At 66.4% G+C, this 26,793-nt stretch carries 28 protein-coding genes, 1 tRNA gene and 1 riboswitch; of the genes, 12 read left to right on the top strand and 17 right to left on the bottom strand.

What is annotated here, in order from left to right:
- Positions 1-59: 59 nt before the first annotated feature.
- Together GOC52_RS07710 and GOC52_RS07705 are read right to left on the bottom strand one after the other, a co-directional pair.
- Positions 60-1,724 (bottom strand): CTP synthase, encoded by a 1,665-nt coding sequence (locus tag GOC52_RS07710; RefSeq protein WP_019338186.1) that lies wholly within the window; start codon positions 1,722-1,724, stop codon positions 60-62.
- 400 nt (positions 1,725-2,124) lie between these two features.
- Entirely contained in the window at positions 2,125-2,358 is a 234-nt protein-coding gene (locus GOC52_RS07705) for a hypothetical protein (protein ID WP_010485998.1), read from the bottom strand.
- Positions 2,359-2,530: 172 nt separating this feature from the next.
- On the opposite strand from GOC52_RS07705, the gene parE reads away from it, so the two are divergent.
- The 3 genes from parE to GOC52_RS07690 all read left to right on the top strand — a co-directional run bounded on the left by parE (position 2,531) and on the right by GOC52_RS07690 (position 6,758).
- Positions 2,531-4,420 carry a DNA topoisomerase IV subunit B gene (gene parE / locus GOC52_RS07700; protein ID WP_010486000.1) on the top strand — a complete coding sequence of 630 codons (1,890 nt, stop codon included), beginning with the start codon at positions 2,531-2,533 and terminating at the stop codon, positions 4,418-4,420.
- 153 nt (positions 4,421-4,573) lie between these two features.
- Complete coding sequence (locus GOC52_RS07695; RefSeq protein WP_049421510.1) at positions 4,574-5,152, top strand: GNAT family N-acetyltransferase; 579 nt, start codon at positions 4,574-4,576, stop codon at positions 5,150-5,152.
- A gap of 109 nt (positions 5,153-5,261) precedes the next feature.
- The gene (locus GOC52_RS07690) at positions 5,262-6,758 is read left to right on the top strand and encodes a S10 family peptidase (protein ID WP_171954121.1); all 1,497 of its coding nucleotides are present in this window, start codon (positions 5,262-5,264) and stop codon (positions 6,756-6,758) included.
- Positions 6,759-7,088: 330 nt separating this feature from the next.
- On the opposite strand, the gene GOC52_RS07685 is transcribed toward GOC52_RS07690, so the two are convergent.
- Positions 7,089-8,210, bottom strand: coding sequence for an inorganic phosphate transporter (locus tag GOC52_RS07685; protein WP_006431323.1), 1,122 nt, complete (start codon positions 8,208-8,210; stop codon positions 7,089-7,091).
- A 13-nt stretch (positions 8,211-8,223) separates the two neighbouring features.
- The gene (locus GOC52_RS07680) at positions 8,224-8,850 is read right to left on the bottom strand and encodes a DUF47 domain-containing protein (protein ID WP_004152833.1); all 627 of its coding nucleotides are present in this window, start codon (positions 8,848-8,850) and stop codon (positions 8,224-8,226) included.
- A gap of 292 nt (positions 8,851-9,142) precedes the next feature.
- Between GOC52_RS07680 and GOC52_RS07675 the strand changes: the two genes are divergently transcribed.
- A complete protein-coding gene (locus GOC52_RS07675) occupies positions 9,143-10,447 on the top strand; it encodes a hemolysin family protein (RefSeq protein ID WP_032952709.1) in 1,305 nt (434 codons plus the stop codon).
- Entirely contained in the window at positions 10,431-11,090 is a 660-nt protein-coding gene (locus GOC52_RS07670; protein WP_010486010.1) for an exopolysaccharide biosynthesis protein, read from the top strand. Before GOC52_RS07675 ends, GOC52_RS07670 begins: the two co-directional genes overlap by 17 nt.
- Before the next feature lie 57 nt (positions 11,091-11,147).
- Here the strand turns inward: GOC52_RS07670 and GOC52_RS07665 are convergent, their stop codons facing one another.
- From GOC52_RS07665 to GOC52_RS07650, 4 genes are all read right to left on the bottom strand, one after another.
- Positions 11,148-11,645, bottom strand: coding sequence for a pyridoxamine 5'-phosphate oxidase family protein (locus tag GOC52_RS07665; protein WP_191851084.1), 498 nt, complete (start codon positions 11,643-11,645; stop codon positions 11,148-11,150).
- A gap of 69 nt (positions 11,646-11,714) precedes the next feature.
- Entirely contained in the window at positions 11,715-12,710 is a 996-nt protein-coding gene (locus tag GOC52_RS07660; protein ID WP_010486013.1) for an LLM class flavin-dependent oxidoreductase, read from the bottom strand.
- Positions 12,711-12,903: 193 nt separating this feature from the next.
- Positions 12,904-13,671, bottom strand: coding sequence for a sulfurtransferase (locus GOC52_RS07655; RefSeq protein ID WP_191851082.1), 768 nt, complete (start codon positions 13,669-13,671; stop codon positions 12,904-12,906).
- Positions 13,672-13,965: 294 nt separating this feature from the next.
- Positions 13,966-14,331, bottom strand: coding sequence for a DUF6164 family protein (locus GOC52_RS07650; RefSeq protein ID WP_010486017.1), 366 nt, complete (start codon positions 14,329-14,331; stop codon positions 13,966-13,968).
- 70 nt (positions 14,332-14,401) lie between these two features.
- On the opposite strand from GOC52_RS07650, the gene GOC52_RS07645 reads away from it, so the two are divergent.
- Together GOC52_RS07645 and GOC52_RS07640 are read left to right on the top strand one after the other, a co-directional pair.
- Positions 14,402-14,836 carry an FKBP-type peptidyl-prolyl cis-trans isomerase gene (locus tag GOC52_RS07645; RefSeq protein WP_004152813.1) on the top strand — a complete coding sequence of 145 codons (435 nt, stop codon included), beginning with the start codon at positions 14,402-14,404 and terminating at the stop codon, positions 14,834-14,836.
- The gene (locus GOC52_RS07640) at positions 14,823-16,070 is read left to right on the top strand and encodes a TIGR03862 family flavoprotein (protein WP_191851080.1); all 1,248 of its coding nucleotides are present in this window, start codon (positions 14,823-14,825) and stop codon (positions 16,068-16,070) included. Before GOC52_RS07645 ends, GOC52_RS07640 begins: the two co-directional genes overlap by 14 nt.
- A gap of 122 nt (positions 16,071-16,192) precedes the next feature.
- Here the strand turns inward: GOC52_RS07640 and GOC52_RS07635 are convergent, their stop codons facing one another.
- The 4 genes from GOC52_RS07635 to GOC52_RS07620 all read right to left on the bottom strand — a co-directional run bounded on the left by GOC52_RS07635 (position 16,193) and on the right by GOC52_RS07620 (position 20,302).
- On the bottom strand, positions 16,193-16,654 hold the full coding sequence (locus tag GOC52_RS07635) for a GNAT family N-acetyltransferase (RefSeq protein ID WP_191851078.1): 462 nt from the start codon (positions 16,652-16,654) through the stop codon (positions 16,193-16,195).
- Between the two features lie 106 nt (positions 16,655-16,760).
- Positions 16,761-18,383 (bottom strand): FMN-binding glutamate synthase family protein, encoded by a 1,623-nt coding sequence (locus GOC52_RS07630; protein ID WP_043402155.1) that lies wholly within the window; start codon positions 18,381-18,383, stop codon positions 16,761-16,763.
- A gap of 55 nt (positions 18,384-18,438) precedes the next feature.
- Complete coding sequence (locus tag GOC52_RS07625) at positions 18,439-19,725, bottom strand: nucleotide sugar dehydrogenase (RefSeq protein ID WP_191851075.1); 1,287 nt, start codon at positions 19,723-19,725, stop codon at positions 18,439-18,441.
- A gap of 142 nt (positions 19,726-19,867) precedes the next feature.
- On the bottom strand, positions 19,868-20,302 hold the full coding sequence (locus GOC52_RS07620; RefSeq protein WP_010486035.1) for a BLUF domain-containing protein: 435 nt from the start codon (positions 20,300-20,302) through the stop codon (positions 19,868-19,870).
- Positions 20,303-20,433: 131 nt separating this feature from the next.
- Between GOC52_RS07620 and GOC52_RS07615 the strand changes: the two genes are divergently transcribed.
- Positions 20,434-20,520 (top strand) — tRNA-Leu (locus GOC52_RS07615).
- 23 nt (positions 20,521-20,543) lie between these two features.
- On the opposite strand, the gene hemN is transcribed toward GOC52_RS07615, so the two are convergent.
- Both hemN and GOC52_RS07605 read right to left on the bottom strand, forming a co-directional pair.
- Positions 20,544-21,953, bottom strand: coding sequence for an oxygen-independent coproporphyrinogen III oxidase (gene hemN / locus GOC52_RS07610; protein ID WP_049436603.1), 1,410 nt, complete (start codon positions 21,951-21,953; stop codon positions 20,544-20,546).
- A gap of 44 nt (positions 21,954-21,997) precedes the next feature.
- Positions 21,998-22,438 (bottom strand): group III truncated hemoglobin, encoded by a 441-nt coding sequence (locus GOC52_RS07605; RefSeq protein ID WP_029380056.1) that lies wholly within the window; start codon positions 22,436-22,438, stop codon positions 21,998-22,000.
- A gap of 179 nt (positions 22,439-22,617) precedes the next feature.
- Here GOC52_RS07605 and GOC52_RS07600 point away from each other — a divergent pair, with 179 nt between their 5' ends.
- Both GOC52_RS07600 and GOC52_RS07595 read left to right on the top strand, forming a co-directional pair.
- Entirely contained in the window at positions 22,618-22,905 is a 288-nt protein-coding gene (locus tag GOC52_RS07600) for a hypothetical protein (RefSeq protein ID WP_010486039.1), read from the top strand.
- A complete protein-coding gene (locus GOC52_RS07595; RefSeq protein WP_191851073.1) occupies positions 22,902-23,951 on the top strand; it encodes a 4Fe-4S dicluster domain-containing protein in 1,050 nt (349 codons plus the stop codon). Before GOC52_RS07600 ends, GOC52_RS07595 begins: the two co-directional genes overlap by 4 nt.
- A 1-nt stretch (position 23,952) precedes the next feature.
- Here the strand turns inward: GOC52_RS07595 and GOC52_RS07590 are convergent, their stop codons facing one another.
- Complete coding sequence (locus GOC52_RS07590; protein WP_010486041.1) at positions 23,953-24,189, bottom strand: hypothetical protein; 237 nt, start codon at positions 24,187-24,189, stop codon at positions 23,953-23,955.
- A 353-nt stretch (positions 24,190-24,542) separates the two neighbouring features.
- Positions 24,543-24,752, bottom strand: a complete 210-nt coding sequence (locus GOC52_RS07585) for a helix-turn-helix domain-containing protein (protein WP_010486042.1) — start codon at positions 24,750-24,752, stop codon at positions 24,543-24,545.
- Positions 24,753-24,863: 111 nt separating this feature from the next.
- Between GOC52_RS07585 and GOC52_RS07580 the strand changes: the two genes are divergently transcribed.
- A complete protein-coding gene (locus GOC52_RS07580) occupies positions 24,864-25,265 on the top strand; it encodes a transcriptional regulator (protein WP_010486043.1) in 402 nt (133 codons plus the stop codon).
- A 22-nt stretch (positions 25,266-25,287) separates the two neighbouring features.
- Positions 25,288-25,351: riboswitch (Fluoride riboswitch) on the top strand.
- 82 nt (positions 25,352-25,433) lie between these two features.
- The gene (crcB, locus tag GOC52_RS07575) at positions 25,434-25,826 is read left to right on the top strand and encodes a fluoride efflux transporter CrcB (protein WP_010486048.1); all 393 of its coding nucleotides are present in this window, start codon (positions 25,434-25,436) and stop codon (positions 25,824-25,826) included.
- A 4-nt stretch (positions 25,827-25,830) separates the two neighbouring features.
- Here the strand turns inward: crcB and GOC52_RS07570 are convergent, their stop codons facing one another.
- A complete protein-coding gene (locus GOC52_RS07570) occupies positions 25,831-26,664 on the bottom strand; it encodes an AraC family transcriptional regulator (RefSeq protein WP_010486049.1) in 834 nt (277 codons plus the stop codon).
- Positions 26,665-26,793: the final 129 nt, after the last annotated feature.

The following is a 26,793-nucleotide window of genomic DNA, read 5'->3' as shown; positions in this document are numbered from 1 at the left end:
GGGCCGGTGCGCTGGGGGTTGAAGCATGCAGGATGGGGACCGAAGCCCCCATTCACAAGTCAGGCGCGCGCTTCGGAAAGCAGCTTGCCACCGGCCTTGCGCTCGCGCGCGGCACGGATGAAACCGATGAACAGCGGATGGCCGTCACGCGGCGTGGACAGGAATTCCGGGTGCGCCTGGCAGGCCAGGAACCACGGGTGCGCATCGCGCGGCAGCTCAACCACTTCCACCAAGGTGTCGTCCATCGACTTGCCGGCGATCACCAGGCCGGCGTCTTCCAGCTGGGTGCGGTAACGGTTGTTGAACTCGTAACGGTGGCGGTGGCGCTCGGCGACCACGTCCTTGCCGTACAGCTCGCGGGCCAGCGTGCCCGGCTTCAGGCGCTGCTCCTGCAGGCCCAGGCGCATGGTGCCGCCGAGGTCGCTCTTGTCGTCGCGCTTCTCGACATCACCGGTGGCGGTACGCCATTCGGTGATCAGGCCGATCACCGGGTTCGGCGACTGGCGGTCGTTCTCGGTGCTGTTGGCGCCTTCCAGGCCGACCACGTTGCGCGCGTAATCGACCACGGCCGCCTGCATGCCGTAGCAGATGCCGAAGTACGGCACGTGCTGCTCGCGGGCGAACTTCGAAGTCTGCACCTTGCCTTCGAAACCACGGTCACCGAAGCCACCCGGCACCAGGATGCCGTCAACATCGGCCAGTGCGGCCATGTCGGTGCCTTCCAGGTCCTGTGCTTCCAGCCACTTCAGGTTGACCTTGGTGCGCTGGCGCAGGCCGCCATGCTTGAGTGCTTCACCGACCGACTTGTAGGCGTCCTGATGGTCCACGTACTTGCCGACTACGGCGATGGTCACTTCGTCCAACGGGTGCAGGGTGGCGTCGACCGCGTCTTCCCACATCGACAGATCGACCGGACCGGCCTTGTCGGCCAGCTTCAGCTGGTTGACCACGATTTCGTCCAGGCCCTGCGCGTGCAGGCCCGACGGAATGCGGTACAGCACGTCCACGTCCGGCACGCTGATCACCGCGCGCTCGGAAACGTTGGTGAACTGGGCGATCTTGCGGCGCTCCGAATCCGGCACCGCCTGCTCGGAGCGGCACAGCAGCACGTCCGGCTGGATGCCGATCGAGCGCAGTTCCTTCACCGAGTGCTGGGTCGGCTTGGTCTTCAGCTCACCGGCGGCGCCGATGTACGGCACCAGGGTGAGGTGCATGAACAGTGCCTTCTCCGGGCCACGCTCCGTGCGCACCTGGCGGATCGCCTCCAGGAACGGAAGCGACTCGATGTCGCCGACGGTACCGCCGATCTCGACCAGCGCCACGTCGTAGCCTTCGGTGGCTTCGTCGATGCAACGGCGGATTTCATCGGTGATGTGCGGAATGACCTGCACGGTCGCGCCCAGGTAGTCGCCGCGGCGCTCCTTGCGGATCACGTTCTCGTAGATGCGGCCGGTGGTGACCGAGTTCTTGCGGCTCAGGCGGGTGCGCACGAAGCGCTCGTAGTGGCCCAGGTCGAGGTCGGTCTCGGCGCCGTCGTCGGTGACGTAGACCTCACCGTGCTGGAACGGGCTCATGGTGCCCGGGTCGACGTTGATGTACGGGTCGAGCTTCATCATCGTGACCTTCAGGCCACGGGCTTCAAGAATGGCGGCCAGTGACGCAGCGGCAATGCCTTTGCCGAGCGAGGACACCACGCCGCCGGTTACGAAAATCAAGGGAGTCATGGCTGCAAGCATCCTGTCTGGAAATGGAAAACGGCAGCACCACGCGCGCCCGGAGGGCAGGCATGGTGCTCAGAGGGGGTTTTCCGGTTCGCTGGGACAGCGAGGGAGGTGCGGATCCGTGCGGCGGCAGGCGCCGGACCGGGACCACCGTGCGAGGTCGGGGCGGCCGTGCCGGTCAAATCGACCGTCACCTGCGACCCGCCATGCTGGAAGCCACGCTTGGCCGCTCCAGCCCATTCGCAAAGGGTGGACACGCACTTACTCCCGGAAAGCCATAGTTTACAGATTGATGGCCGCCAACCCAAGAGGCAGATGGCACGCCACTAACAAGAAACGCCCCGCAATGCGGGGCGTTCCGGAGCGCAGCCCTTGTCGCAAGGGCGCCTGGCAGGTTGCGGGATCAGCGCTTCTTGCGCGCCTCCTCTTCCTCTTCCTGCTGCGGGGCCGGCTGGCCCTGCGCCTTCATTTCGGCATTGGCCTGGGCCCGACGCTTGGCCTTGGCATCGGCCTCGGCCTGCGCCTTGTCGGCCTGGTCACCCTGCTGCGGGGCCGGCTGGCCGGCGTTCTGCGCCATCACCAGCGGCACCGCAACGGCGGCAGCGGCCAGGATCGCAATGGTCAGCAACTTCTTCATGAGGTCCTCCTCGCGGTACGGCTTGGATGTTTCGACCCAACGGGGGTCGCCGGCGTTCAGATTCCAGCGGCTGCCATTTTACCCCCTCTGCGTCGCCGAGACTGAACCGCAGGCGTGCAAAATCCCGTGCCAGACCCCACACTTGCCCGTCGCTCCAAGCTTTCGAAGACAGATGAACGCCCGTTATAACGCCGCCGATATTGAAGTCCTGTCCGGCCTTGACCCGGTCAAGCGCCGTCCCGGCATGTATACCGACACCGCGCGCCCGAACCACCTGGCGCAGGAAGTGATCGACAACTCGGTGGACGAGGCCCTCGCCGGCCACGCCCGCTCGATCGAGATCACCCTGTACAAGGACGGCAGCGTGGAGGTCAGCGATGACGGCCGCGGCATGCCGGTGGACATCCATCCGGAAGAGAAGATCCCGGGCGTCGAGCTGATCCTCACCCGCCTGCACGCCGGCGGCAAGTTCAGCAACAACAACTACACTTTCTCCGGCGGCCTGCACGGCGTCGGCGTCAGCGTGGTCAACGCGCTGTCGACCCTGGTGGAAGTGCACATCAAGCGCGAAGGTGCCGAACACCGCATCACCTTCCGCAACGGCGACCGTGCCACCCCGCTGGAAGTGGTCGGCAGCGTCGGCAAGAAGAACACCGGTACCCGCGTGCGCTTCTGGCCCGACCCGAAGTACTTCGACACGCCCAAGTTCGCGGTGCGCGCGCTCAAGCACCTGCTGCGCGCCAAGGCCGTGCTGTGCCCGGGCCTGACCGTGAAGCTGACCGACGAAGCCACCGGTGAAGTCGATACCTGGTACTACGAAGACGGCCTGCGCGATTACCTGAAGCTGGAACTGGGCGATCGCGAGATGCTGCCGGCCGAGCTGTTCGTCGGCAACCTGAAGAAGGACACCGAAATTGTTGACTGGGCCGTGGCCTGGCTGCCGGAAGGCGAGCTGGTGCAGGAAAGCTACGTCAACCTGATTCCCACTGCCCAGCACGGCACCCACGTCAACGGCCTGCGTACCGGCCTGACCGAGGCGCTGCGCGAGTTCTGCGACTTCCGCAACCTGCTGCCGCGTGGCGTCAAGCTGGCCCCGGAAGACGTGTGGGACCGCGTGTCGTTCGTGCTGTCGCTGAAGATGACCGACCCGCAGTTCAGCGGCCAGACCAAGGAACGCCTGTCCTCGCGCCAGGCTGCTGGCTTCATCGAAGGCGCCGCCCACGATGCCTTCAGCCTGCTGCTGAACCAGAACGTGGAACTGGGCGAGAAGATCGCCCAGATCGCCATCGAACGCGCCAGTGCGCGCCTGAAGACCGAAAAGCTGGTCGTCCGCAAGAAGGTCACCCAAGGCCCGGCCCTGCCCGGCAAACTGGCCGACTGCATCAGCCAGGACCTGTCGCGCACCGAGCTGTTCCTGGTGGAGGGTGACTCGGCAGGCGGCAGCGCCAAGCAGGCTCGCGACAAGGACTTCCAGGCGATCCTGCCGCTGCGCGGCAAGATCCTCAATACCTGGGAAGTGTCCTCCAACAGCGTGCTGGCGTCGGAAGAAGTGCACAACCTGGCCGTGGCCATCGGCTGCGACCCGGGCAAGGACGACATTGCCGGCCTGCGCTATGGCAAGGTCATCATCCTGGCCGACGCGGACTCGGACGGCCTGCACATCGCTACCCTGCTCACCGCGCTGTTCCTCAAGCACTTCCCGGCGCTGGTCGATGCCGGCCACGTGTTCGTGGCGATGCCGCCGCTGTTCCGCATCGACGTGGGCAAGCAGGTGTTCTACGCCCTGGACGAGGAAGAAAAGCGCTCGATGCTGGACAAGATCGAACGCGAGAAGATCAAGGGCGCGATCAACGTCACCCGCTTCAAGGGCCTGGGCGAGATGAATCCGCCACAGCTGCGCGAGTCGACCATCCACCCCGACACCCGCCGTCTGGTGCAGTTGACCGTGGACGATCGCGAGCAGACGAGCTCGCTGATGGACATGCTGCTGGCCAAGAAGCGTGCGTCCGACCGCAAGGGCTGGCTGGAGTCGAAGGGCGATCTCGCCTCCCTGGAAGTCTGACTCCCGCAGCCCTCCTGTAGAGCCGAGCCCACGCTCGGCTGCATTCCGCGCCGTGCCGGGCAGCCGAGCATCGGCTCGGCTCTACAGAGATCCCGCCCCCATCGGCAAACCCGGCGGCGCCATAATGCGCGTCCATCCGCGTGGACCATCGTATTGGCCAGCCACTCGCTGCTGTTCCCGGGCCTGCCGCTGCACAGCGCACGCCTGGTCCTGAGCCCGATCCGCCGCGACGATGCGGCCGCCCTGTTCGCGATCCAGTCCGATCCGGACGTGATGCGGTTCTGGAACCACCCGGCGTGGACACGACCGGCCGAGGCGCGTGCGCAGATCGACGATGACCTGGCCGCACAGGCCACCGGCACCCAGCTCAAGCTGGCCGTGCGCGAAACGCTGGACGGACCGTTGCTGGGCATCTGCGTGGTGTTCGCCCTGGACCGCGATGCCGCACGTGCCGAGATCGGCTACCTGCTGGCCCCCGACAGGCAGGGCCAGGGCTACATGCACGAAGCGCTGCAGCACCTGCTGGACTACCTGTTCCAGACCCTGCGCCTGCATCGCGTGGAAGCCGAAGTCGACCCGCGCAACCGGCCCTCGGCACACGTGCTTGAACGGCTGGGCTTTCACCTGGAGGGCGTGCTGCGGCAGCGTTGGCGCATCCAGGGCGAACTGTCCGATTCGGCGGTATACGGCCTGCTGGCCGACGACGACGTGCGCACTCCCCTGCCCGCTTGACCCAATCTGGCCAGTGGTGGCCTCGACGCGCGGGCATGCCTTTGGACACATACGGCATGCCCGCCACCGGCCTAGCATCGGAACCCCCTTCCGCTGCCAATCCGGTGCCATGAAGTCCCTGCTGCATACTGCCGCGCTCTGCGTCGGCCTGCTCATCGCCCCTGCCAGCGTGCTGGCCGCGCCTGACGCCGAGGCCAAGCCCGATCCGAAAGACGACAAGACCGAAGCACCTGCGCTGCCCGCCGATGCGTCGGCCCGCCAGAGCATGCGCCTGGCCGGCCGCACCCTGGACTACACCGCCACCGTCGGCACCCTGCCGGTGCGTGATACGAAAGGCAAGGTGGTCGCCGATGTGGTGTTCACCGCCTATACGATGCCGGGCAAGGACCGGCCGGTGACCTTCGCGCTCAACGGCGGCCCGGGGGCATCGTCGGTCTACCTCAACATGGGCGCAATCGGACCCAAGGTGGTGACCTTCGGCTCCGAGGGTGACAGCGCCTCGGCACCCGCCACGCTGCACGACAACCCCGGCACCTGGCTGGACTTCACCGACCTGGTGTTCATCGATCCGGTCGGCACCGGCTTCAGCCGCGCGCGCATCGGCGATGACGAAGCGAAGAAGCAGCTGTACAACCCCAGCGCTGACATCGAGTACCTGTCGCGCTCGATCTACGACTGGCTGCTGCGCAACCAGCGCATGGGCGCACGCAAGTACCTGACCGGCGAGAGCTACGGTGGCTACCGTGGCCCCCGCATCACCCACTTCCTGCAGACCCGGCTGGGCGTGGCGATGAACGGCCTGGTGCTGGTCTCGCCCTACCTGAGCCCGACCCTGGAAGACAACGCCGATGTCTCGCCGATGGCATGGATGCAGACACTGCCGTCGATCGCCGCCGCGCACCTGGAGCGCCAGGGCAAGCTGACCGATGCAGCGATGCGTGACGTGGTGGAGTACACCCGTGGCGACTACGCCACCGCGCTGATGAAGGGGCGCAGCGACCCGCAGGCGACCGAGGCGATGCTGCGCCGGGTAACCGAACTGACCGGGCTGGACCCGCAGTTCGTGCGCCGCGCCGGTGGACGCCTGGAGACGCAGGCCTATCTGCGTGAAGTGTTCCGCGACAAGGGCACGCTGGGCAGCCGCTACGACTCGAACGTGACCGCGTTCGATCCGTTCCCGAATGATCCGGAGCAGCGCGCTAATGATCCGTTGCTGGACAGCATCATTGCGCCGACCACCACGGCGATGGTCGACTTCGTGACGCGCGTGGTCGGCTGGAAGGTGGATGCGCGCTACCAGGCGCTGAATTACGACGTGAACCGGCTGTGGGACCGCAACGGCGAGCTGCGCCAGGGCGCGGTGACCCAGCTGCGCCAGGCGGTGGCGATCGATCCGCATCTGCAGGTGCTGATCGTGCATGGCTGGAACGACCTGTCGTGCCCGTTCATGGGGTCGATCCTGACGGTGGACCAGATGCCGGCGATGGGCAGCAACCCGGACCGGGTGCAGGTGCGTAGTTATCCGGGTGGGCACATGTTCTACAGCCGGGCCGACAGCCAGGCGGCGTTCCGCAAGGATGTGCAGGCGTTGTTCCAGCGTAATTGAGGGGTTCGGCCGGGCCTGCGGCCCGGCACCCGCCGAATCAACGGCAACGGCAAAAGCGGGCTTTCCGTGGTTGGGCGGGGTGGGGCCGGTTGCGGGGGACGCCGTAAACCCGTCCCTGGGGGCTTGGCCGCGGCATCCATGCCGCGGACACCCCAACAACCGGCCCCGCCCCGCCTTCGACAGATCTCCGCGAACTGTCGGAACGGCGTCGTGCACTGCTCTGGTGGGTGTCGACCTTGGTCGACACGCTTGATACGGAAGAATGATCTGCCCATGAAAAAAGCCCGCCGGAATACGGCGGGCTTTTTTTGTGCAACGTGTGCGTGCAGATCAGGTCCAGCCGAACAGCTCGAACAGCTTCAGGATCAGGTACGCACAACCGCCTGCTGCCGGGATGGTCAGGATCCAGGCCCAGACGATGCGTTCGATCACGCCGAACTTCAGCGAGCGCGGGTTCTTGGCGAAGCCAACGCCCATGATCGCGGTGGAGATGCTGTGCGTGGTCGAGACCGGCATGCCGAAGTGGGCGGCCAGGGTCAGGATGGTGGCCGAGCTGGTCTCCGCGGCGAAGCCATGGATCGGGTGCAGCTTGACCATCTTGTGGCCCAGGGTCTTGATGATCTTCCAGCCACCCGAGGCGGTACCGGCCGCCATCACCACCGCACAGGTCAGCACGATCCACATCGCGATGCCGTCACCGGCGTGGGCGTCCGGGTGCATGAAGGCCAGCCAGGACGGCAGGTCGTTCAGTGCGCCGGTGGCTTCGGCACCGATCAGTGTCATGGCGATGATGCCCATGGTCTTCTGCGCATCGTTGTGGCCGTGGGCAAAGCCCATGTAGGCCGCCGAGGCGATCTGCGCCTTGCCGAAGAACGCGTTGACGATGCGCGGGCGGGCCAGGCGGCCGATGGCGCCACCGATCTTGGCCAGGCCGGCAATCAGGCCCCACAGCAGCACCATCACCACGATGCCGAGCAGGAAGCCGGCGATCGGCGAGGTGATCATCGGCACGAACACCTTCCACAGCAGGCCCTTGTTCTGCGCCCAGCTGCCCAGGCGCTCGGACCAGATCAGGGCGTCCCAGTTGTTGTGGGCCGCAGCCAGGCCGGCGCCGCAGAGGCCACCGATCAGGGCGTGCGAGGACGAGGACGGCAGGCCCTTCCACCAGGTGATCAGGTTCCAGATGATGCCGCCCAGCAGGGCGCACAGGATCACCTGCGGGGTGACGTCGACCACGTTGGTGTTGAGCAGGCCCGAGGCGATGGTCAGCGCCACCGCGGTACCGGTCAACGCGCCGATGAGGTTCATGAAGGCGGCCAGCATCACCGCCCAGCCGGGCGAGAGCACCTTGGTCGCCACCACGGTGGCAATGGAGTTGGCGGTGTCGTGGAAGCCGTTGATGAACTCGAAAACGAGCGCGGCCAGGATCACCACCAGGACAAGGGTCAACATGCGGCGGCGTCCGTCAGCTGTTCTTCAACACGATCTGGTACGCCACCACGCCGGCCTCGCGGCAACGGTCGATGGCCTTTTCCAGGATCTCGAAGAATTCCTTCAGCAGGAACATCTGCAGGTTGTCCAGGCGACCGGAATAGATATCGCGGTACAGCTCGAGCATCAGGCGGTCGGCCTCGTTCTCCAGCGAGCGCAGCTTCTCGTTGAGCGCGGTCATCCGGTCCAGGTTCATGTGGCGCAGGTCGGCGACCATCTCCACCACCACGCCGGCAGCCTGTTCCAGCATCGCCGCGCGCGGCGCGAAGTCGATGTGCTCCAGGTGGGTCGTGGCCAGCGAATAGCGATCGGCGAACTTCTCGATCTGCTTCGGAATCTTGTACAGGGCCGAACCCAGCGCTTCGATGTCTTCGCGCTCGATCGGGGTCATGAAGCTGTCTACCAGCGCCTGGCTGATCTTGTCCGAGGCCGCGCGCTCGCGCAGGCGGGCCAGCTTGAAGGCGTCCAGCGCGGGCTGGCGGTCGGCCTCGCGCAGCATGGAATGCAGCGCCTTGGCGGCGTCGGAGGCCGCGACGGCAGCCTCATCAAGCAGGGTGTAGAACTGTTTGCCGGAACCGAAAATGGTCTGCAGAGAGAACATTGAGAAACCTGTCAGCCGTCGCGGGAAGGACGGCACCAGACGGAATTATGACGGCTAGATGACCATCACGGGTATCCCCGTCCCCTTTCGGGGCTCTGGAGCCCCCAACCTGAACAGGCGGTTGCCACCCTGCTACGCCCCTTTGCTAAGATGCCAGCGCGCCCTCGGGCGCACCTTATGGACGACGACCCTTATCTCCCTGCGCCGCGCCGGACCCTGTTCCTGAGCGCCAGCCGCCATCGCAAGCACCCGCCCTCCCTGCCATCAACCGGGGACGATGCCCGTGTTTGAAATGATCCTGATTGTCTTCGCGCTGGTTCTCCTGAACGGCTTCTTCGCCATGTCCGAGATGTCGGTCATGACCTCGCGCAAGAGCCGCCTGAAGCAGATGGCCGCCACCTCCAAGCGCGCCGCCAAGGCGCTGGAGCTGTCGGAAAAGCCGGAGAGCTTCCTGTCCACCGTGCAGATCGGCATCACCGTGATCGGCGTGCTGACCGGCTACCTCGGCGGTGATGCGATCGGCGACGCGATCGCCGGCTGGCTGCAGGGCCTGATGCCCGGCTTTGCGTACGCGCGCGAGGTAGGCACCGCCCTGGCGGTCTCGCTGATCACCTTCATCACGCTGATCTTCGGCGAACTGGTTCCCAAGCGCCTGGCCCTGACCCGCTCCGAGGCCATTGCCGGCCTGGTCGCCATGCCGATGAGCTGGCTGGCCAGGTTGGCCCTGCCCTTCGTCTGGCTGTTGTCCAAGACGACCCAGCTGGTCCTGCGGCTGTTCGGCCTGGGCAAGGATGAAGTCGCCTCGGTGACCGAAGAAGAGATCCGCATGCTGGTGGCCGAGAGCCACGAGGCCGGGGTGATCGACGCCCACGAGCGCGACATGATGAACCGCGTGATGCGCCTGGGCGACCGCACCGCCGACAGCCTGATGACCCCGCGCAACCGCATCGCCTGGCTCGACACCCAGGCCGGGCTGGAGCGCAACCTGGAAATCATGGCCGAGCACGAGTTCTCGCGGTACCCGGTGTACCGCGACAACGACATGGACGTGGTCGGCGTGCTCGAACTGAAATCGCTGGCCACGCGCATGGCGCGCGGCGACAACGCGCTGTTCCAGACCCTGCGGGAACCGCTGTACGTTTCCGAATCAACCCACGCGATGAAGCTGCTGGAGATCTTCCGCGAGGAACAGCAGTCGATGGCGCTGGTGGTGGACGAGTACGGCGAGATCCAGGGCCTGGTGACCATCAGTGACCTGATGGGTGCCGTGGTCGGCCGCCTGCAGGCGGTGGAGAACGCCGACGAAGATGCACTGGTGGTGACCCGCGAGGACGGCTCGCTGCTGGTGGACGGCTCACTGCCGATCGAAGACGTGCGCGAACTGATCGGCAGCAACGACCTGCCCGACGCCGAGGACGGCGACTACTACACGCTGGCCGGCATGTGCATCCACTACTTCGGCCGCATTCCGCACGCGGGCGAGTACTTCGACTGGGCCGGCTGGCGCTTCGAGGTGGTCGACCTGGACGGTGCGCGGGTGGACAAGCTGCTGCTGCGCACGTTGTCCGACGAGCAGGCCGATGAGCTCACCGCCTGAGGCCGGCCAGGGTCCGGGCGCCCAGCGCCCCGCCTACCGCAACGAGGGCATCCGCACCCTGCTGGAGATGTTCGCCTCCGGCGATCCGGCCGAGCACATGCCGCTGGGCCAGATCCTGTGCAACCTGCAGCAGGGCGCGTTCGGCGTGTTCCTGTTCGTGGCGATCCTGCCCTCGTTCATTCCGATTCCGGGCATGGGCGGCGCGGTCAGCGGTCCATTGGTGATCCTGATCGGCCTGCAGATGCTGTGCTGCCTGCGCCGCCCCTGGCTGCCGGGCTTCATCGCCCGCCGCGGGCCAAAGCGCGGCACCATGCACCGTTTCCTGGACCGCATCGACCGCCCGCTTCGGCGCCTGGACAAGATGCTGAAACCACGCATGCCGCAACTGCTGACACCGCTGCCCGCCCACGCCTTCAGCGGCCTGCTGCTGGTGTTGCTGGGCCTGCTGCTGTCGCTGCCGATTCCCTTCACCAACTTCCTGTTCGGCTTCCAGCTGCTGCTGTTCTCGTTGGCGCTGCTGGAACGCGATGGCGCGCTGATGCTGTTCAACTGGATCGCGGCGCTGGCAGCGATCGCATTCTTCGGTTTCAGTTCGGGGCAGCTGGTGGGCTATACGGTGGAACTGTTCCAGCGCTGGTTCTGAGCCGGAAGCCGGTAGAGCCGGCCGCTGGCCGGCACTACCACTACCGGACATCGGCCATCACCGAAGGTCGATGAACCCGTTGTCGGCCAACGCCGTCGGCTCGTCCTGCACTGCAGACAGCACGAAGCTCAGCGCCGTGCCCAGCAGAGTGCCCGGGCCATCCCAGTATTCGGCACTGTCGGCGCGCACATGGATCAGGCGAAGGTTGGGGTCATCCTTGCCACCGGGGAAGAACAGCTTCATCGCCGGTGACCACAGCTCCTCGATCTTCGCGCGATCATCGACCACGCATGCCCGCCCCGCCACCGACACGTAGGTGTTCTTCGAGGGCGAGGCGTAGGCCACGTTGACCCGCGGATCGAGCGCGATCTCGGCCACCTTCGGGCTGTCGCCGGTGATCACGAACCACAGGTCACCGTCGAAGGCGACCTGCTGGGTGGCCAGCGGCCGGCTGTAGAGTCGCCCGTCGACGCCGGTGGTGGTGAACATGGCCACCTCCACGTCCTTGATCAGCTCGGCCAGTTGGGCAATGTGTTCGGCACGGGTCTCGGCCATGGTGGGGACTCCAGAAGTGGGAGCCCCCATCAGACGCGGATCGGCCGCAACAGGCCGTGACGCAATTGTTCAGCCCGCGTGGCGGGCGTGCCAGGCCTGCATCGCCAGTTCGAACGAACGCAGGCGTGCGCGGTGGTCGTACAGATTGGCGGTGAGCATCAGTTCGTCGGGCTTGTGCCGTTCGACGAAGGCGGCGATGCCCTCGGCCACCTGCTGCGGATCACCCAGCACGGTGCAGGCCAATGCCCGCTCCACACCCAGCTTTTCATGCGGTTCCCAGAACGATTCGATGTCGTCGATGGGCGCCGGAATCTTGCCCGGCCGGCCACGGCGCAGATTGACGAAACTCTGCTGCTGGCTGGTGAACAGGCGGCGTGACTCGGCTTCGCTGTCGCTGGCGACAACGTTCAGGGCCAGCATCGCGTGCGGCTGCTTCAACGTGGCCGAAGGGCGGAACTCGCGGCGGTACACCGCCAGCGCTTCGTCCATCACGTCGGGCGCGAAGTGCGAGGCGAACGCATACGGCAGGCCCATCGAGGCGGCCATGCGCGCACCGAACAGGCTGGAACCGAGGATCCAGGTCGGCACCCGCAGGCCACCACCTGGAACCGCCTGCACCGCCTGCCCGGGCTGTACCGGCTCGAAGTAGTGCAGCAGCTCGCGCACATCCTGCGGGAACTGGTCGGCGCTGTCGAAGTAGCGGCGCAGTGCACGCGCGGTCGGCTGATCGGTGCCCGGCGCGCGGCCCAGGCCGAGGTCGATGCGATCCGGATACAGCGAGGCCAGCGTGCCGAACTGCTCAGCTACCTGCAGCGGGGCATGGTTCGGCAGCATGATGCCGCCGGCACCGACGCGGATGCGCTTTGTACCCCCGGCCACATGGCCGATCAGCACAGCGGTGGCCGCGCTGGCGATGCCGGGCATGTTGTGGTGTTCGGCCAGCCAGTAGCGGCGGTAGCCCAGCGCATCGGTGTGCTGGGCCAGTTCCAGCATGTTGGCGAAAGCGGCTGTGGTGTCACTGCCCTCGCAGACCGGGGCCAGGTCAAGGATCGACAACGGGATCATCAGGCGTTTTTCCGTCACAGGATCCCCCATGCATGGGGACGGCCCGGCGCCGCGGCCAGTGACGGTGGCGGGATGCTGATTCCCGTGGGGGCAGGTTCAGCGCCCACCGGATCGTGTAGAGCCGAGCCCATGCTCGGCTGCCGTTCGTCGACCAACAGCGGCCGAGCATGGGCTCGGCGCTACAGAGGCGCGGTCAGAACGCGCTGGGGCGCGGCTCCGGCAGCGGCTGGTCCACCATCGGCTTCAGCTCGGCGTCCAGCGCCACGCGCTCATCGAACACGAAGCAGCGGCCTTCGTAGCCTTCGCCGCCCACCTCCTCGAAGTAGCCGAGGATGCCGCCATCGAGCTGCAGTACATTGTCCATGCCGTCATTGACCATCCACAGCGCGGCCTTCTCGCAGCGGATGCCGCCGGTGCAGAAACTGACCACGGTGCTGCCCTTCAGCGCCTCGCGATGCGGCGCCAACGCCTCGGGCAGGTCGGTGAACTTGTGGATGGGCAGCACCAGCGCGTCCTTGAAGGTGCCGTACTCCACTTCCTGCAGGTTGCGCGTGTCGAGCATCACCACCGGCTTGCCGGCGTCGTCATGCCCCTGGCGCAGCCACCGCTGCACCGTGGCCGGATCGACCGCCGGCGCACGCGGATAGTCCAGCGGCTGGCCATCATTGCGGCGGAAACTGATGATCTCGTCCTTCACCTTGGCCTTCAGCCGCGCGAACGGCTGGTGCTCACTGAGGCTGGTCTTGACCCGCATATCGGCAAAGCGCGCGTCGGAACGCAGTGCCACGTAGAAACCCTCGACCGCCTCTGGCGCACCTGCCAGGAACAGGTTCAGCCCCTCGCCCGCCACCAGGATCGTGCCGCGCAGCTCCGCCGCCTCGGCACGCGCCAGCAGCTGGTCGCAGAGGGCCTGGGGAGCGTCGATGACGGCGAAATGGTAAGCGGCGGTATTGGCGATCATCCCGCCATTTTAGCGCCAGAGTGCCCCAGGGTCAGATTTACCCGTTCATCCACGCATGGCGTGGGTCTGCCGTGTCGACCAAGGTCGACACCTACCAACAGCCGCGGGGAACTGTCAGAGGCGTGGCGGTGTGGGCAGGCGGGACCGTTGGCGCCATGGATGGCGCCATCGAGCCCCCACGGACGGGTTCACGGCGTGTCCCGCCTGCCCACATCGCCACGCCATCCCACGGGAACCAGCTTTTGCCGTTGCCGTTGCCTCTGCGGGTGCCGGGTGCAACCCGGCCGAAACCCCTTACCCCCGCAACAGCACGAACGGCAGCAGCACCAGCGCCGCCGCACCGGCCATCGCCAGCAGCACCAGCACCACATACCCCGGTCGGCGCCGGAACAGGCTACCGAAGGTCTCCGCCGTGCCCTCGCGCAACGCCTGCTCGCGCTCGGCACGGATGCGCGGCCCGCGTTCGGCCTGGTACTCCGCCATCAGCGCCTTCGCACGCGGATGATCGGCGTCCTCGCGCAGCCACAGGCCGCCGTTGGAAATGCCCCAGGGGCTGGGTTCGGTGCGATACCAGGCGATGCCGTGCTGGTCGAGCAGCGTGCAGACATCGGCATATTCGTCGTCGCCGACATTGCGCAGATTGAGCAGGAGTTTTGCCATGCCCCCATGATACCCGGCGCCGATGCGCTACCCTTGCCGCCCTCGCCCTGCGCCCTTCCGGAGACGCCCGATGCGCCGCCTGCTGCTTCCCCTGCTGCTGTCCCTCGCCGCCGTTGGCTGCTCGACCGAACCGTCCGGCCCGCCGCCGGGTGGCACCCTGACCACCTTCGAGCGCATCGATACCGTCCCTGGTACCGGCACCGAGGCCGTTGCCGGCAACAAGGTCACCGTGCACTACACCGGCTGGATCTATGACAACCGCACCGAGACCAAGCACGGCAAGACCTTCGACAGCTCGGTCAGCCGTGGCGAGCCGTTCACCTTCGCACTCGGCGCCGGCCAGGTCATCCGCGGCTGGGATGAGGGCGTGGCCGGCATGAAGGTCGGCGGCAAGCGCACGCTGATGATCCCACCGGACTACGGCTACGGCGACCGCCGGGTTGGCCCGATTCCGGCCGGCTCGTCTCTGGTGTTCGACGTCGAGCTGCTCGATGTCAAACCGTAATACCGCACTGCCCCAGCGGGTCGCCGTCATCGGCGGCGGCCCGGCCGGCCTGTTCGCCGCCGAGCGCCTGCGCGCCGCTGGGCTGGAGGTCGACCTGTACGAAGCCAAGGGTTCGCCCGGCCGCAAGTTCCTGATCGCCGGCAAGGGCGGACTCAACCTGACCCATTCCGATCCGCGCCCGCTGTTCGACAGCCGCTACCGCGAGCAGGCTGCCGTGGTCGGCAGCTGGCTGGATGGCTTCGACGCGCAGGCACTGCGTGACTGGGCCGCCGGCTTCGGCGTGGAGACCTACGTGGGCAGCTCTGGCCGCGTGTTCCCGGTCGACCGCAAGGCAGCGCCGCTGCTGCGCGGCTGGGTGCGTCGGTTGAAGGAGCAGGGTGTGCGCCTGCACGCCAACCACCGCTGGATCGGCTGGAGTGATGAAGGCGCATTGCGCTTTGAAACCGAAGACGGCGCCGTTGAAGTACATGCCGATGCCACCCTGCTGGCCATGGGCGGCGGCAGCTGGCCGCAGCTGGGCAGCGACGGCGCCTGGGTCGCGCCACTGCAGGCCCATGGCGTGGACATCGCACCGCTGCAGTCGGCCAACTGCGGTTTCGACGCGGATTGGACCCCATTCTTCGCCCAGCGCAATGCCGGCGCGCCGTTGAAGCCGGTGGTCGCGCACTGGATCGACCTGGCCGGACAGCCACAGTCGCTGCAGGGCGAATGCGTGGCCAGCGAGTACGGCATCGAAGGCAGCCTGATCTATGCGTTGGCGGCGGACCTGCGCGAGACCATCAACCGCGATGGCCACGCGATGCTGTGGCTGGACCTGGTGCCGGGCCGTGACGAGGCGCGCCTGCTGGCCGATCTGTCACGCCCGCGCAAGGGCCGCAGCTTCGGCGAGCACCTGCGCCGCCAGGCCGGCCTGGATGCAGTGAAAGCCGCGCTGGTGTTCGAGATTCTGGGTAAAGAAGCGGGCAATGATCTGCCTGCCGTGGCGGCTACGCTCAAGCGCCTGCCGCTGCGCCTGCTGCGTCCCCGGCCGATGGCCGAAGTGATCAGCACCGCCGGCGGCGTGCGCTTGGGTGCGCTGGATGATGGCCTGATGCTGCGGGCAGTGCCCGGCGTGTTCTGTGCCGGCGAGATGCTGGACTGGGAGGCACCGACGGGTGGCTACCTGCTGACCGCGTGCTACGCCAGTGGCCTGCGCGCTGCGGAAGGCGTGATCGGGTGGCTGGCGGAGCGGTGACGCCTGCCTTGTAGCGTCGAGCCATGCTCGACTGCGCTGCCTGTAGAGCCGAGCCCACGCTCGGCTTGAATCAAAAGCAGCCGAGCGTGGGCTCGGCTCTACAGAACGCAGAAAACGGGCACTCACCACGGCCGGCGCATGCTCACCGAAGCCAGCGCCACGCCGCTGGGATGCGGGTAGGCCTCTTCGCGCACACTGATGAACCCCTGCCGCTGATAGAACGGCACGGCGTTGAGCGAGGCTGACAGCACCACCTCGCGCCCAGGATCGGCCATCGCCAGCAGGCGCTGCATCAGCGCCTGGCCGATGCCCTTGCCGCCACGATCCGGATCGACGAACAACGCATCGACTTCATTGGCATCGGCATCGAACACGCCAAAGCCGAGCAGACCGCCCTGCTCGTCCTCGGCCACCACGCAGCCACCCTGCGACAACAGCCGCGCGTACTGCGACGGTGGCGGCGAGGCAGACCAGGGCGCAATGACCTCAGGCGGGTAATGACTGCTGCAGGTCTCCCGCACGCACCGCGTGCGCAGCGCCCACAACATGGCCACGTCATCCATGGTGCCGGTCCTGAACTGCATGGCATCTCCTTGTAGAGCCGAGCCTATGCTCGTCTGATCTTCGTTCCAACATCGCGATGCGTGATCGAGAAGCAGCCGAGCATGGGCTCGGTTCTACAACATCACGTTATCGCGACTTGCTGGCACGCAGTGCCTGGATCTTCGGCGGCGGCTGGAAGGAATCGCTGCGCGCATCGGCCCAGAACGCATGGAACACCGCATGGTCCGGCACCTTGTGCAGCAGCTCGCCCGGTTCCAGGTAACGGTACAGCGAGGCCAGCGAACGGATCTCCACCGGCGAAACACGGCGCAGGATGTGTTCCGGCCCCAGTTCGGCTGGATCATTCAGGCCCGCGGCACACAACAGTTCCTTCAAGGCATGCAGCGTGTGCTCGTGGTAGCTGTACACACGGGTGGCCTTGTCCGGTGCATCCAGATGCTTCCAGCGCGCGGGATCCTGGGTCGCGATGCCGGTCGGGCACTTGTCGGTATGGCAGCTCAGTGATTGGATGCAGCCCAGCGCGAACATGAAGCCCCGGCCGGCATTGCACCAGTCGGCCCCCAGCGCGATGGTGCGCGCGATGTCGAACGCACTGGTGATCTTGCCGGCCGCACCAATGCGGATGCGATCGCGCAGATCGAGGCCGACCAGGGTGTTGTGCACCAGCAGCAGCGCCTCGTGCATCGGCACGCCGACATGGTCGACAAACTCGGCCGGTGCCGCACCGGTGCCGCCCTCGGCGCCATCGACCACGATGAAATCCGGCAGCAACCCGGTTTCCTGCATCGCCTTGGCAATGCCGAACCACTCCCACGGGTGGCCGATGGCCAGCTTGAAACCGACCGGCTTGCCACCGGACAGCTCGCGCAGGCGCGCGACGAACTGCAGCAGCTCAACCGGCGTCGAGAACGCCGAGTGACGCGACGGCGACACGCAGTCCACTCCCATCGGCACGCCACGCGTCACCGAGATCTCGGCGGTCACCTTCGGCGCCGGCAGCACGCCACCGTGGCCGGGCTTGGCGCCCTGCGACAGCTTGATCTCGATCATCTTGACCTGATCATGGGTGGCATTGGCAACGAAGCGCTCCTCGCTGAAACCGCCCTTCTCGTCACGGCAACCGAAGTAGCCCGAGCCGATCTCCCATACCAGGTCACCGCCCATCTCGCGGTGGTAGGGCGAGATCGAACCCTCGCCGGTGTCGTGATAGAAGCCGCCCTGGCGCGCGCCTTCGTTCAGCGCGCGGATGGCATTGGCCGACAGTGAACCGAAGCTCATCGCCGAGATGTTGAACACGCTGGCCGAATAGGGCTTGGCACAGTTCGGGCCGATCAACACGCGGAAGTCATGCTTGGCGATGGCGGTCGGTGCCAGCGAATGATTGATCCACTCGTAGTCCACCGCATAGGTGCTGCGCAGGGTGCCGAACGGCACCGTGTCCATCTCGTTCTTGGCGCGCTGGTAGATCAGTGCCCGCTGCTGGCGCGAGAACGGCACGTCTTCCAGGTCGCTCTGCACGAAGTACTGGCGGATCTCCGGGCCGATCGATTCCAGCCCGTAGCGGAAGTGCGCCATCACCGGATAATTGCGGCGCAGCGTGCTGCGCTTCTGCAGCAGGTCCCAGGTCCCCAGCGCCACCATCGCGGCAGTCAGGCCGACGCCCCAATACCAGGCCGGCCAGATCGTGGCCAGCCACAGGCATATCGGGAACATCAGGATGGCGAGCAGGTAGACGATATACCGGTGCATGGCTTTCCTCGGTTGCAACTGCCCCCGAGTCTACCGCGCCGTTCACTGCCCGGGCTTACAAGCGATCGTCAACCACGTTGCGCGGCCAGGCCGATTTCACGTCGTAGACCAGGCCACCCGGCGCCAACAGCCCCCGGATTGCGGATTCATCCATCGCCTTGAAACGGGCGTGGGCCACCGCCAGCACCACCGCGTCATAGCGCCCTGCCCCGGGCTCGGCCAGCCAATCCAGGCCCTCGCCGGTCAATGCCGCCGGGCCGACCCACGGGTCGCTGACCTCTACCTGCGCGCCGGCATCGCGCAGCCGTTGCGCCAGTTCCAGCGCGCGGCTGTTGCGCAGGTCCGGGCAATCCTCCTTGAAGGTCACGCCCAGCACCAGGATGCGTGCGTCCGCCGGCGCACGGCCACGCTCGGCCAGCATCGCCAGCACCCGCGCGGCCACGTGCTCGCCGACGCGGTTGTTGACCTGCCGTGCGGTGTGGATCAGGTCCGGGTGGTAGCCCACGCTCTCTGACTTGTGCAGCAGGTAATACGGATCGACGCCGATGCAGTGACCGCCGACCAGCCCCGGCCGGAACGGCAGGAAATTCCACTTGCTGCCGGCGGCGTCGAGCACGTCCTGGGTATCGATGCCGAGCCGATCGAATATCAGGGCAAGCTCGTTGACCAGCGCGATGTTGACGTCGCGCTGGATGTTCTCGACCACCTTGGCCGCTTCAGCCACGCGCATCGACGGTGCCGGGAACGTACCGGCGGCGATGATGCGCTGGTACAGACCATCAATCACCGCAGCGACTTCCGGTGTCGAGCCGGAAGTGATCTTGCGGATGTCGGCCAGGCGCCGCTGGCGGTCGCCGGGACTGACCCGTTCCGGGCTGTAGCCGCAATAGAAGTCTTCGTTGAAGCGCAGGCCCGACCCCTGTTCCAGCAGCGGCACGCACACTTCCTCGGTGGTGCCGGGGTACACCGTGGACTCGTAGATCACCAGATCGCCGGCGCGAAGATGACTGGCAATCAGCCGTGTCGCCGAACGCAGGGGCTCCAGGTCAGGCTGCTCGTAAGCATCGATCGGGGTCGGCACGGTGACGATGTAGACATTGCAGGCATCGAGCAATGCCGGATCGCTGCCGTACTGCAGAAGCTGCGCACTGGCCAGCTCGTCGGCTTCCATTTCCAGCGTGTGGTCCTGGCCGCTGTGCAGCTCGGCGATGCGACCGGCATCGATATCGAAGCCCAACGTCGGCCACTGCCGTCCGAACGCCACCGCCAAAGGCAGGCCGACATAACCCAGGCCGATCACCGCAAACCGGGGGGCGCTGGCCGCCGCAACCGGCGCACTCATCGGCACATCCCGTGCAACGGATGCGATCGCACATACGCTGCCATGGCTTCGGCCAACACACTCATCTGCTGCACCACTCCGGGAAACCTGCGCCAGAAAGGCTACAGCCTACCGGCCCCGGCGCCCTGCCGCCAAGGCGGGCTCAGGACCCCAACGCCACCGCGGCCGGTTCCAGTTCACCGTCGGCGCCGGTCCAGGCCTGCAGCAGGCGCTCGAATCCACCGCTGCCAAGCAGGAAGCCGGGCCACGCGGCATCGACAATCTGCGCCAGCAGCTCCGGCTCGATCCGCCGCGTGCCCATCGACCAGCGCGGAAATGCGCGCTGCACCACGGGTGCACGGCACAGCACCTTCAGCTGCACGTGGCTGCGCGCGTTGAGAATGCGCTGGAACACCGAATCGATGCCGTCCTCCGGGCCCTCGAGATACTGCAGGAAGCGTGCTCCGTCGAACATCAGGACACCGGTGACACCGGCTACACGATTGAATGCCGTGGCGTCGGCCAGCAGGCGGTCAAGATCGGTTGTCTGCAGATCGGCGCGGGCCTCACTGGCATAGGCAATCGCGTGCAGCGACATCAGGTGGCTCCCCCCCTGGGAACGATGGCAGGGACTATGACATGAATGCGATCGACAGTTAAGCACGCCGCCGCCGTGATGCAATCCGGTCGCGGCACCGCAGGTGGGCTACAATCGGCGCCGCGCTGCAGGCCCGGATGGCGAAACTGGTAGACGCATCGGACTTAAAATCCGCCGGGGGCAACCCCATGCCGGTTCGATTCCGGCTCCGGGCACCACGCGAGCGCAGCACACGCTGCCTTCAGATCGCCCGCGAGTAGCGCGGTTGCTCATGTGCGGCACGCAGGTACGGGTCGAAGCACATCGCCAGCAACCGCAGCAATGGCCGCCCAGGTTCGCTGGCACGCACCACGCCATCGCGGTATTCGGCCAGGCCGTCTTCCTGCAGCCGCTGCACCGAACGCAGGTCCTCGGCGAAGTACTGCTCGAAATCCACACCGTGACGCTGCCCCAGCAGCACGCCATCCACCTCGCCCTGGCACATCAGCTGCTGGATCAGTTCCGCACGCAGCTGGTCGTCGGCACTCAACGCCACGCCGCGCCAGACCGGCAGCTGGCCTTGGTCCACCGCATCCTCCCACGACGGCAGATCGCGCGGATTCTGGCTGTAGGTGGCACCGATGTGGCTGATCGCACTCACGCCCAAGCCAAGCAGATCAGTATCGGCGTGGGTGGTATAGCCCATGAAGTTGCGATGCAGCTGGCCGGCGCGCTGTGCGCGCGACAGATCCTCTTCCGGCAGTGCGAAGTGATCCATGCCGATGTACTGGTAGCCAGCCGCGGAGAGCTTCTCCACCGCAAGGCCCAGCAGCGCCAGCTTGTCTTCCGGCGAAGGCAAGCGGCTTTCGTCGATCTGCTTCTGCGCGCGGAACAGATGCGGCAGATGCGCGTAGCCATACACCGCCAGGCGATCCGGGCGCAGCGCCAGCACCAGTTCAAGGGTGCGGCCGAATCCTTCCAGGCTCTGCCCCGGCAGGCCATAGATCAGGTCGACGTTGACCGAACGCATGCCGCTGTCGCGGCAGGCGCGCAGGATGTCCAGCGTCTGCTGCACACCCTGTATGCGGTTGATCGATTCCTGCACCTGCGGGTCGAAATCCTGCACGCCGAGGCTGGCCCGGTTGAAGCCCAGCCGCGCCAGCATGGCGACGTCGCGGGTGTCGATGAAGCGCGGATCGAGTTCGATCGAGAAATCGCGCTGCGGCGAATCACTGAAATCGAAGCGCCGGCGCAACCCTTCCACCAGCGTGGTCATCGCCTCGGCATCGAGGAAGTTCGGCGTACCACCGCCCAGGTGCAGCTGGATCACCTCGCGGCCGTCATCGAACTGCGGCGCCAACAGGTCGGCCTCGGCCAGCACGCGCGAGACGTAACTGTGGCCACGACCGCGATCGCGGGTGATCACCCGGTTGCAGCCGCAGTAGAAGCAGGGGCTGGAACAGAACGGCACATGCACATACAGCGACAGCGCGCGGGCCAGCTGGTTGCTGTCGGAGATCGCCTGGCGCAGCGCCGGCGCGTCGAAGCCATCATGGAAATGCGGCGCGGTCGGATACGAGGTGTAGCGCGGGCCCGGCCGGTCGTGCCGGCGCAGAAGGTCGGGGTCGAAGGTCCAGGCCAGGCCACCGGCGGCGGGAGAGAACGTGTCCATGCCGCCAGCATCGCGCCGGGCGGCCTGCGCCGCCTTGACCCAGATCAATCCTTGCCGGGGATCCCCAGCACCGGCAGGCCCACCTGCGGCCAGCGCAGCATCTGGTAGCGCTTCCAGAAGGTGTCACCGATGCGCGCGGCCACGTCGTTGGCCAGTTCCTGCATCGGCGGGTTGTTGCATTCGGCAGTGGTGATCCGGAACAGCACCAGCCAGCGGTCGAACAGGTCCTTGTCCAGCTCGATGGCCATGTGCTTGGACATCGGCGAGCCCTTGAAGCGGCGGGTACCGCGCAGCATCGCCGACCAGAAGTCGACCAGCTGCGCCAGATGCTCAGGCCAATCGTGGACGTGCGCCTCGAACACCGGTCCCAGCCGTTCTTCCTCACGCACGCGGGCATAGAAATCGTGAACCAGGCGGGTCACGTCCTGCTCGGTGCACAACCCGGGCGAGGCGACGGGGAGGACAGGCGGCGGTGTTGCGTTCATCGGGGTACCCAAAGCGTGCCGGCAGTGTGCCGCACCCAGGCGGCAGCGCCGTTGATCCAGATCAATGTCGGCGCAGTCCGCTGCACCTAGGCTGGCACGCTTGCAGGAAGCATGCCCTGCGGATGCCGCGCCAGCCTTGGCGAAGTATACGCGCCGCCCACTTTTCGATCCGGGACAGCATGAACAGACCTTCTCCCAACCGCCGCCAGAGGCTGATCCAGCAGTGGGGCGCCATCCTCTGGCCCAGCTTCATCGCCGCCGGCGTTGCCAGCGTGGTGTTCTTCGCCTTCGTCGATCCGTTGCGCCTGCAGGCCATCAGTTTCCCGGGCACGGCCATCAGTCGCGAACTGGGCTATACGGCGGGATTCTTCATGTTCTGGTCGGTGACGGCACTGTCCAGCGCGGTCACCTGGTACCTGCAGCGGCCGATGCCGAGCGATGACGACGACGAGCTGCCGCTGGGATGAGTACGTCCTGCACCCGGATCCCTCGTCCCTGGCACTGGCGCGGCACGCTCAGCGCCGCCTTGCTGGCGCTGTTCTACGCACTGCCGTGGCTGCGCTGGGAGGGTCGCCAGGCGCTGTTGCTGGACATCAACGCGCGGCGATTCGACCTGTTTGGCTGGACGTTGTGGCCCAGCGACGCCGGCGTGCTGATCGGACTGCTGGCGGTGCTGGCGGTGGGCCTTGCGCTGCTTACCCACCTCGCCGGGCGCATCTGGTGCGGCCATGCCTGCCCGCAGACCCTGTGGCGGCGCGCCTTCGACGGGATCGCCCGCAGCGCGGCCCGCATGCTGCCTGCACCTGCTGTACGCCCGGCCACCCAGCTGGCCTGGGGACTGCTATCCGTGTGGACCGGCGTTACCTTCGTCGGCCTGTTCAGCCCCATCGCCGAACTGGTGACCGCTGCGCCCCACGCCGGCTGGAGCCGCTGGGAAACCTTCTGGGTGCTGTTCTATGCAGCCGCGACCTGGGGCAATGCCGGTTTCCTGCGCGAGCAGGTCTGCCGCTCGCTGTGCCCGTTCGCACGCATGCAGCCGCTGCTGACCGATCCGCACACACCGCGCATGCTGTACGACGCCCGTCGCGGTGAGCCGCGCGGGCCACGTCCGTCCGGGCTTGGCGGAGTACTGGGCCGGGGCCGCGGCCTGCTCGACCCGACCACTGCGCAGGACTACGTATTCCGCGCCGCGCATCCGCTGCTGGCCGGACCGATGCCGACCTTCAGCGCCGACCGCCTCGGTGACTGCATCGACTGCGCTGCTTGTGTCAGCGCCTGCCCGATGCAGCTGGACATCCGCCAGGGGCCGCAGGCCGATTGCCTGGCCTGCGGCGCCTGCCTGGAGGCCTGCGCACAACAACAGCACCGGGCCGGTTTCGGTCCGGGGCTGGTGCGCTACTGCAGTCCGCAGGCGATGGCTGGACAACCGAAGCGCCTGTGGCGACCCCGGACCCTGGTCCTGCTGTCCTTGTTGCTGGCGCTGCTTGCCTGCGGCGCCTGGCGCCTGCTCTGAATCAACGCGCCCCGTTGGCGTGCGGCGGCACAAGCTGCGCACGCCGGACGATGCCCAGCTGTTCGATGATCAGCGCCATTTCGTTGGTGACTTCGGTACGCTCGGTCCCCTGCGGGACCAGACGGTCCAGCACCTGCTGGTAGGTATCCCAGAACGCCGGACCGCATCCGTGTTTGTGGTAACTGGCTTCCAGTTCGCGGCGTACCCGTTCAGCCAAGCCATGCATGCCGTATTCCATACGACCTCCGTTGGACTTGTTCTGCATTGTTGACGGTCTACCGACTCACTTGCGTGCTACTGAAAGACTCCCAGGCTTCACGCTTGGTTGACTCCAATTAGTCATAGATTTCACGACAGGTCAATTACATGCAGCGACTTTCGTGATTGAAATTATTAATCGTTCACGAAACTACATACGGGGACCCGGCCCCCCCGGATGGGGTGAAGCCGACAGTAAGCGGGACTCAGGAACCGACAACTCCAGTAGATGGCGCCGATTGTGATTCTCAGATCGATCGATCTTACCTATTTTGCTAAGCATACTTAGCAAAAGGCGCTTAGCGTGCTAGATGCGACAAAAGGCGGCGCAAGTCAGATGGATTCGCCCGCCGACGCTTCTGTCGTGGGGAACAGGTTCGGATAGCGCTGATGCAGGATGTATTGCCGCAGGGCCGGAATCGGGAAGTCCCTCGGCCATTGCGACACTGCGGAACGGCTTATGCCAAAGAAGCGTGCCAGTTCGGCGTCGGTGCGGAATCCCAGCCGGGTGCGCACCTGCCGCTTGCTCCAGAATTCGGTCACGGTCGGTCCTTCTGTTAACCAGACTGATTCTTGCGACAAGGCGTCTTCGCAATCCACGCGTTAAGCTGGCTTGCATAGATGAATACTCTCGGCCAACGACTCGCGGCAGCCATGAAGAAAGCCGGGCACCCACGCCCGGCCGATCTGGCACGCGCCGCCAAATCAACGACAGCAACCATCAGCAACTGGCTCAACGATCACGTGAGCGCCTCGCACGTGAAAGCCGAACAGCTGTTCCGCATCGCAGATGCGGCCAAGCTGGACGCCCGCGAGCTGCTGTACGGGGTCAGCGGGCTCGGCGTCGGTGAGCCCGGCAGTGCCTACATCCCCAGCCAGGCCCATCTGGATGTCTGGCAGGACGCCTACGAGCTGGTCAGCCATCTGGTGGCCGAGAACGGGCTGGAGATCGACCACCGCCGCCATGCGGCGCTGGATCTGCTCGCGTTCGAACTGCTGATGGATGGCTTCAGCCGCAGCAAGGTGGCTCGCGTTCTGACGACCTCGATGACGTGAATGCACCGCCGCTGGTAGCATGGACCGCGATGGGGATGGGGCTCCCCCGATAACCGCCTGAGAAGGCTGATGGCTCCTGCCAGGACGAACCCGGTGTTCGTCGACGGCAGGTCGTGCCTGCCCTCGGCGTTCGCCATTGACCCTGCGAACCCGCATTCGAGGCACGCCATGCAAGCATTGAACAATTATTTCCTGGTCTTCGTCGGCGGCGGCATCGGCGCCTGCCTGCGCCACGCCTGCAACCTGATCGGCGCGCGGGTGGCGGTCGGCAGTCCCTGGCCCTGGTCGACCTTCCTGATCAACATCAGCGGTGCGCTGCTGATGGGCGTGGTGGTCGAGGCCTTTGCCATGCGCAATGGCGCCTCGCCGCAGCTGCGCCTGCTGCTGGCCACCGGCATCCTCGGCGGCTACACCACGTTTTCCACCTACGCGCTGGAGATCGGCCTGCTGCTGCAGCGTGGCCAGCATGGGCTGGCGGCACTGTATGCCGGTGGCTCGGTGGCGCTGGGCCTGGCCGGTCTGTTTGGTGGCATGAAGCTGGCCCGGCTGGCGCTGGGCTGACCGATCAGGCCGCGCTGGCCCGCGCCTGCCCGCGCCATTCCCGTGGCGACTGCCCGGTATGCGCCTTGAACGCGCGCGACAACGCCGCTTCGCTGCCATAGCCCACTTCGTCGGCGATCCGCTTCAGCGGCCGCCCCTGCCGCAGCGCCTGTTGCGCGAGCCCAACCCGCCACCCCTGCAGGTACTGGCCTGGCGTGGTGCCCATCGCCTCGCGAAAGCTGGCGGCGAACACGCTGCGTGACATGCCGGCGACCTCGGCCAGGTCTTCCAGGGTCCAGGACTGTGCTGGCGCTTCATGCATCGCCACCAATGCCAGCCGCAGCCGCGGATGACCCAGCCCGGCGAACAGGCCGCCGCGCATCTCGCCACCTTCCATCAGCTGGCGCAGCACCTGGATCATCACCACCTCGAACAGCCGGTTGACCATCGCTGCCCGCCCGCAGCGCTGCTCGAACGCCTCTTCGAACAGCAGTTCCAGCGCCGCATTGCCTCCATACAGGTCGGCCAGCGGCAAGCAGATGAAATCGGGCAGCGCAGCACTGATCGGATTGAGCCGTCCGCCCTCGAAATGCAGGTTGGCGCAGGCCATGTCGGCGCCCTGCTGCGGGTCGGTACTGAAGCGATGTGGCATCGGCCGCGGATACAGCAGCAGGCTCGGCACTTCGACCTGCACGGTCTGCTGCCCGTGACTGACCTGCAGCGGCCCGCGCCGCACCAGGTGCAACTGACCCGCCTCATCCTCACCCTCCAGCGTGTTGATGCCGCACAGCGCGCCGGCATGGAACACCGAAGCCGTGACCGCGAAGCGTTCAAGAAGGATGGCGAGGCGGTCGACCATGGCGGGACTCCGGGTCAATCAAAAATGGCTCAATGCGACAGATCGTATCGGAATCAGCACTGGAAGGGACGGCACTGGCCGCGTGATCCCCCGGGCGCTATACAGGCCGCACATTCCCGCGCATGGAGG

The sequence above is a fragment of the Stenotrophomonas sp. SXG-1 genome (assembly GCF_014083965.1).
Taxonomy (GTDB): domain Bacteria; phylum Pseudomonadota; class Gammaproteobacteria; order Xanthomonadales; family Xanthomonadaceae; genus Stenotrophomonas; species Stenotrophomonas geniculata.
This window is presented reverse-complemented; position numbering and strand designations above follow the sequence as displayed.

Coding starts and splice junctions, on each gene's coding strand:
- GOC52_RS07605 (WP_029380056.1), bottom strand. CDS start 22,438: ATGAACGCAACACCGCCGCCTGTCCTCCCCGTCGCCTCGCCCGGGTTG.
- GOC52_RS07640 (WP_191851080.1), top strand. CDS start 14,823: ATGTCAAACCGTAATACCGCACTGCCCCAGCGGGTCGCCGTCATCGGC.
- GOC52_RS07690 (WP_171954121.1), top strand. CDS start 5,262: ATGAAGTCCCTGCTGCATACTGCCGCGCTCTGCGTCGGCCTGCTCATC.
- GOC52_RS07600 (WP_010486039.1), top strand. CDS start 22,618: ATGAACAGACCTTCTCCCAACCGCCGCCAGAGGCTGATCCAGCAGTGG.
- crcB (WP_010486048.1), top strand. CDS start 25,434: ATGCAAGCATTGAACAATTATTTCCTGGTCTTCGTCGGCGGCGGCATC.
- GOC52_RS07660 (WP_010486013.1), bottom strand. CDS start 12,710: ATGATCCCGTTGTCGATCCTTGACCTGGCCCCGGTCTGCGAGGGCAGT.
- GOC52_RS07685 (WP_006431323.1), bottom strand. CDS start 8,210: ATGTTGACCCTTGTCCTGGTGGTGATCCTGGCCGCGCTCGTTTTCGAG.
- parE (WP_010486000.1), top strand. CDS start 2,531: ATGAACGCCCGTTATAACGCCGCCGATATTGAAGTCCTGTCCGGCCTT.
- GOC52_RS07705 (WP_010485998.1), bottom strand. CDS start 2,358: ATGAAGAAGTTGCTGACCATTGCGATCCTGGCCGCTGCCGCCGTTGCG.
- GOC52_RS07580 (WP_010486043.1), top strand. CDS start 24,864: ATGAAGAAAGCCGGGCACCCACGCCCGGCCGATCTGGCACGCGCCGCC.
- GOC52_RS07675 (WP_032952709.1), top strand. CDS start 9,143: ATGATCCTGATTGTCTTCGCGCTGGTTCTCCTGAACGGCTTCTTCGCC.
- GOC52_RS07650 (WP_010486017.1), bottom strand. CDS start 14,331: ATGGCAAAACTCCTGCTCAATCTGCGCAATGTCGGCGACGACGAATAT.
- GOC52_RS07645 (WP_004152813.1), top strand. CDS start 14,402: ATGCGCCGCCTGCTGCTTCCCCTGCTGCTGTCCCTCGCCGCCGTTGGC.
- GOC52_RS07630 (WP_043402155.1), bottom strand. CDS start 18,383: ATGCACCGGTATATCGTCTACCTGCTCGCCATCCTGATGTTCCCGATA.
- GOC52_RS07655 (WP_191851082.1), bottom strand. CDS start 13,671: ATGATCGCCAATACCGCCGCTTACCATTTCGCCGTCATCGACGCTCCC.
- GOC52_RS07670 (WP_010486010.1), top strand. CDS start 10,431: ATGAGCTCACCGCCTGAGGCCGGCCAGGGTCCGGGCGCCCAGCGCCCC.
- GOC52_RS07635 (WP_191851078.1), bottom strand. CDS start 16,654: ATGCAGTTCAGGACCGGCACCATGGATGACGTGGCCATGTTGTGGGCG.
- GOC52_RS07620 (WP_010486035.1), bottom strand. CDS start 20,302: ATGTCGCTGCACGCGATTGCCTATGCCAGTGAGGCCCGCGCCGATCTG.
- GOC52_RS07680 (WP_004152833.1), bottom strand. CDS start 8,850: ATGTTCTCTCTGCAGACCATTTTCGGTTCCGGCAAACAGTTCTACACC.
- GOC52_RS07595 (WP_191851073.1), top strand. CDS start 22,902: ATGAGTACGTCCTGCACCCGGATCCCTCGTCCCTGGCACTGGCGCGGC.
- hemN (WP_049436603.1), bottom strand. CDS start 21,953: ATGGACACGTTCTCTCCCGCCGCCGGTGGCCTGGCCTGGACCTTCGAC.
- GOC52_RS07590 (WP_010486041.1), bottom strand. CDS start 24,189: ATGGAATACGGCATGCATGGCTTGGCTGAACGGGTACGCCGCGAACTG.
- GOC52_RS07570 (WP_010486049.1), bottom strand. CDS start 26,664: ATGGTCGACCGCCTCGCCATCCTTCTTGAACGCTTCGCGGTCACGGCT.
- GOC52_RS07625 (WP_191851075.1), bottom strand. CDS start 19,725: ATGAGTGCGCCGGTTGCGGCGGCCAGCGCCCCCCGGTTTGCGGTGATC.
- GOC52_RS07710 (WP_019338186.1), bottom strand. CDS start 1,724: ATGACTCCCTTGATTTTCGTAACCGGCGGCGTGGTGTCCTCGCTCGGC.
- GOC52_RS07665 (WP_191851084.1), bottom strand. CDS start 11,645: ATGGCCGAGACCCGTGCCGAACACATTGCCCAACTGGCCGAGCTGATC.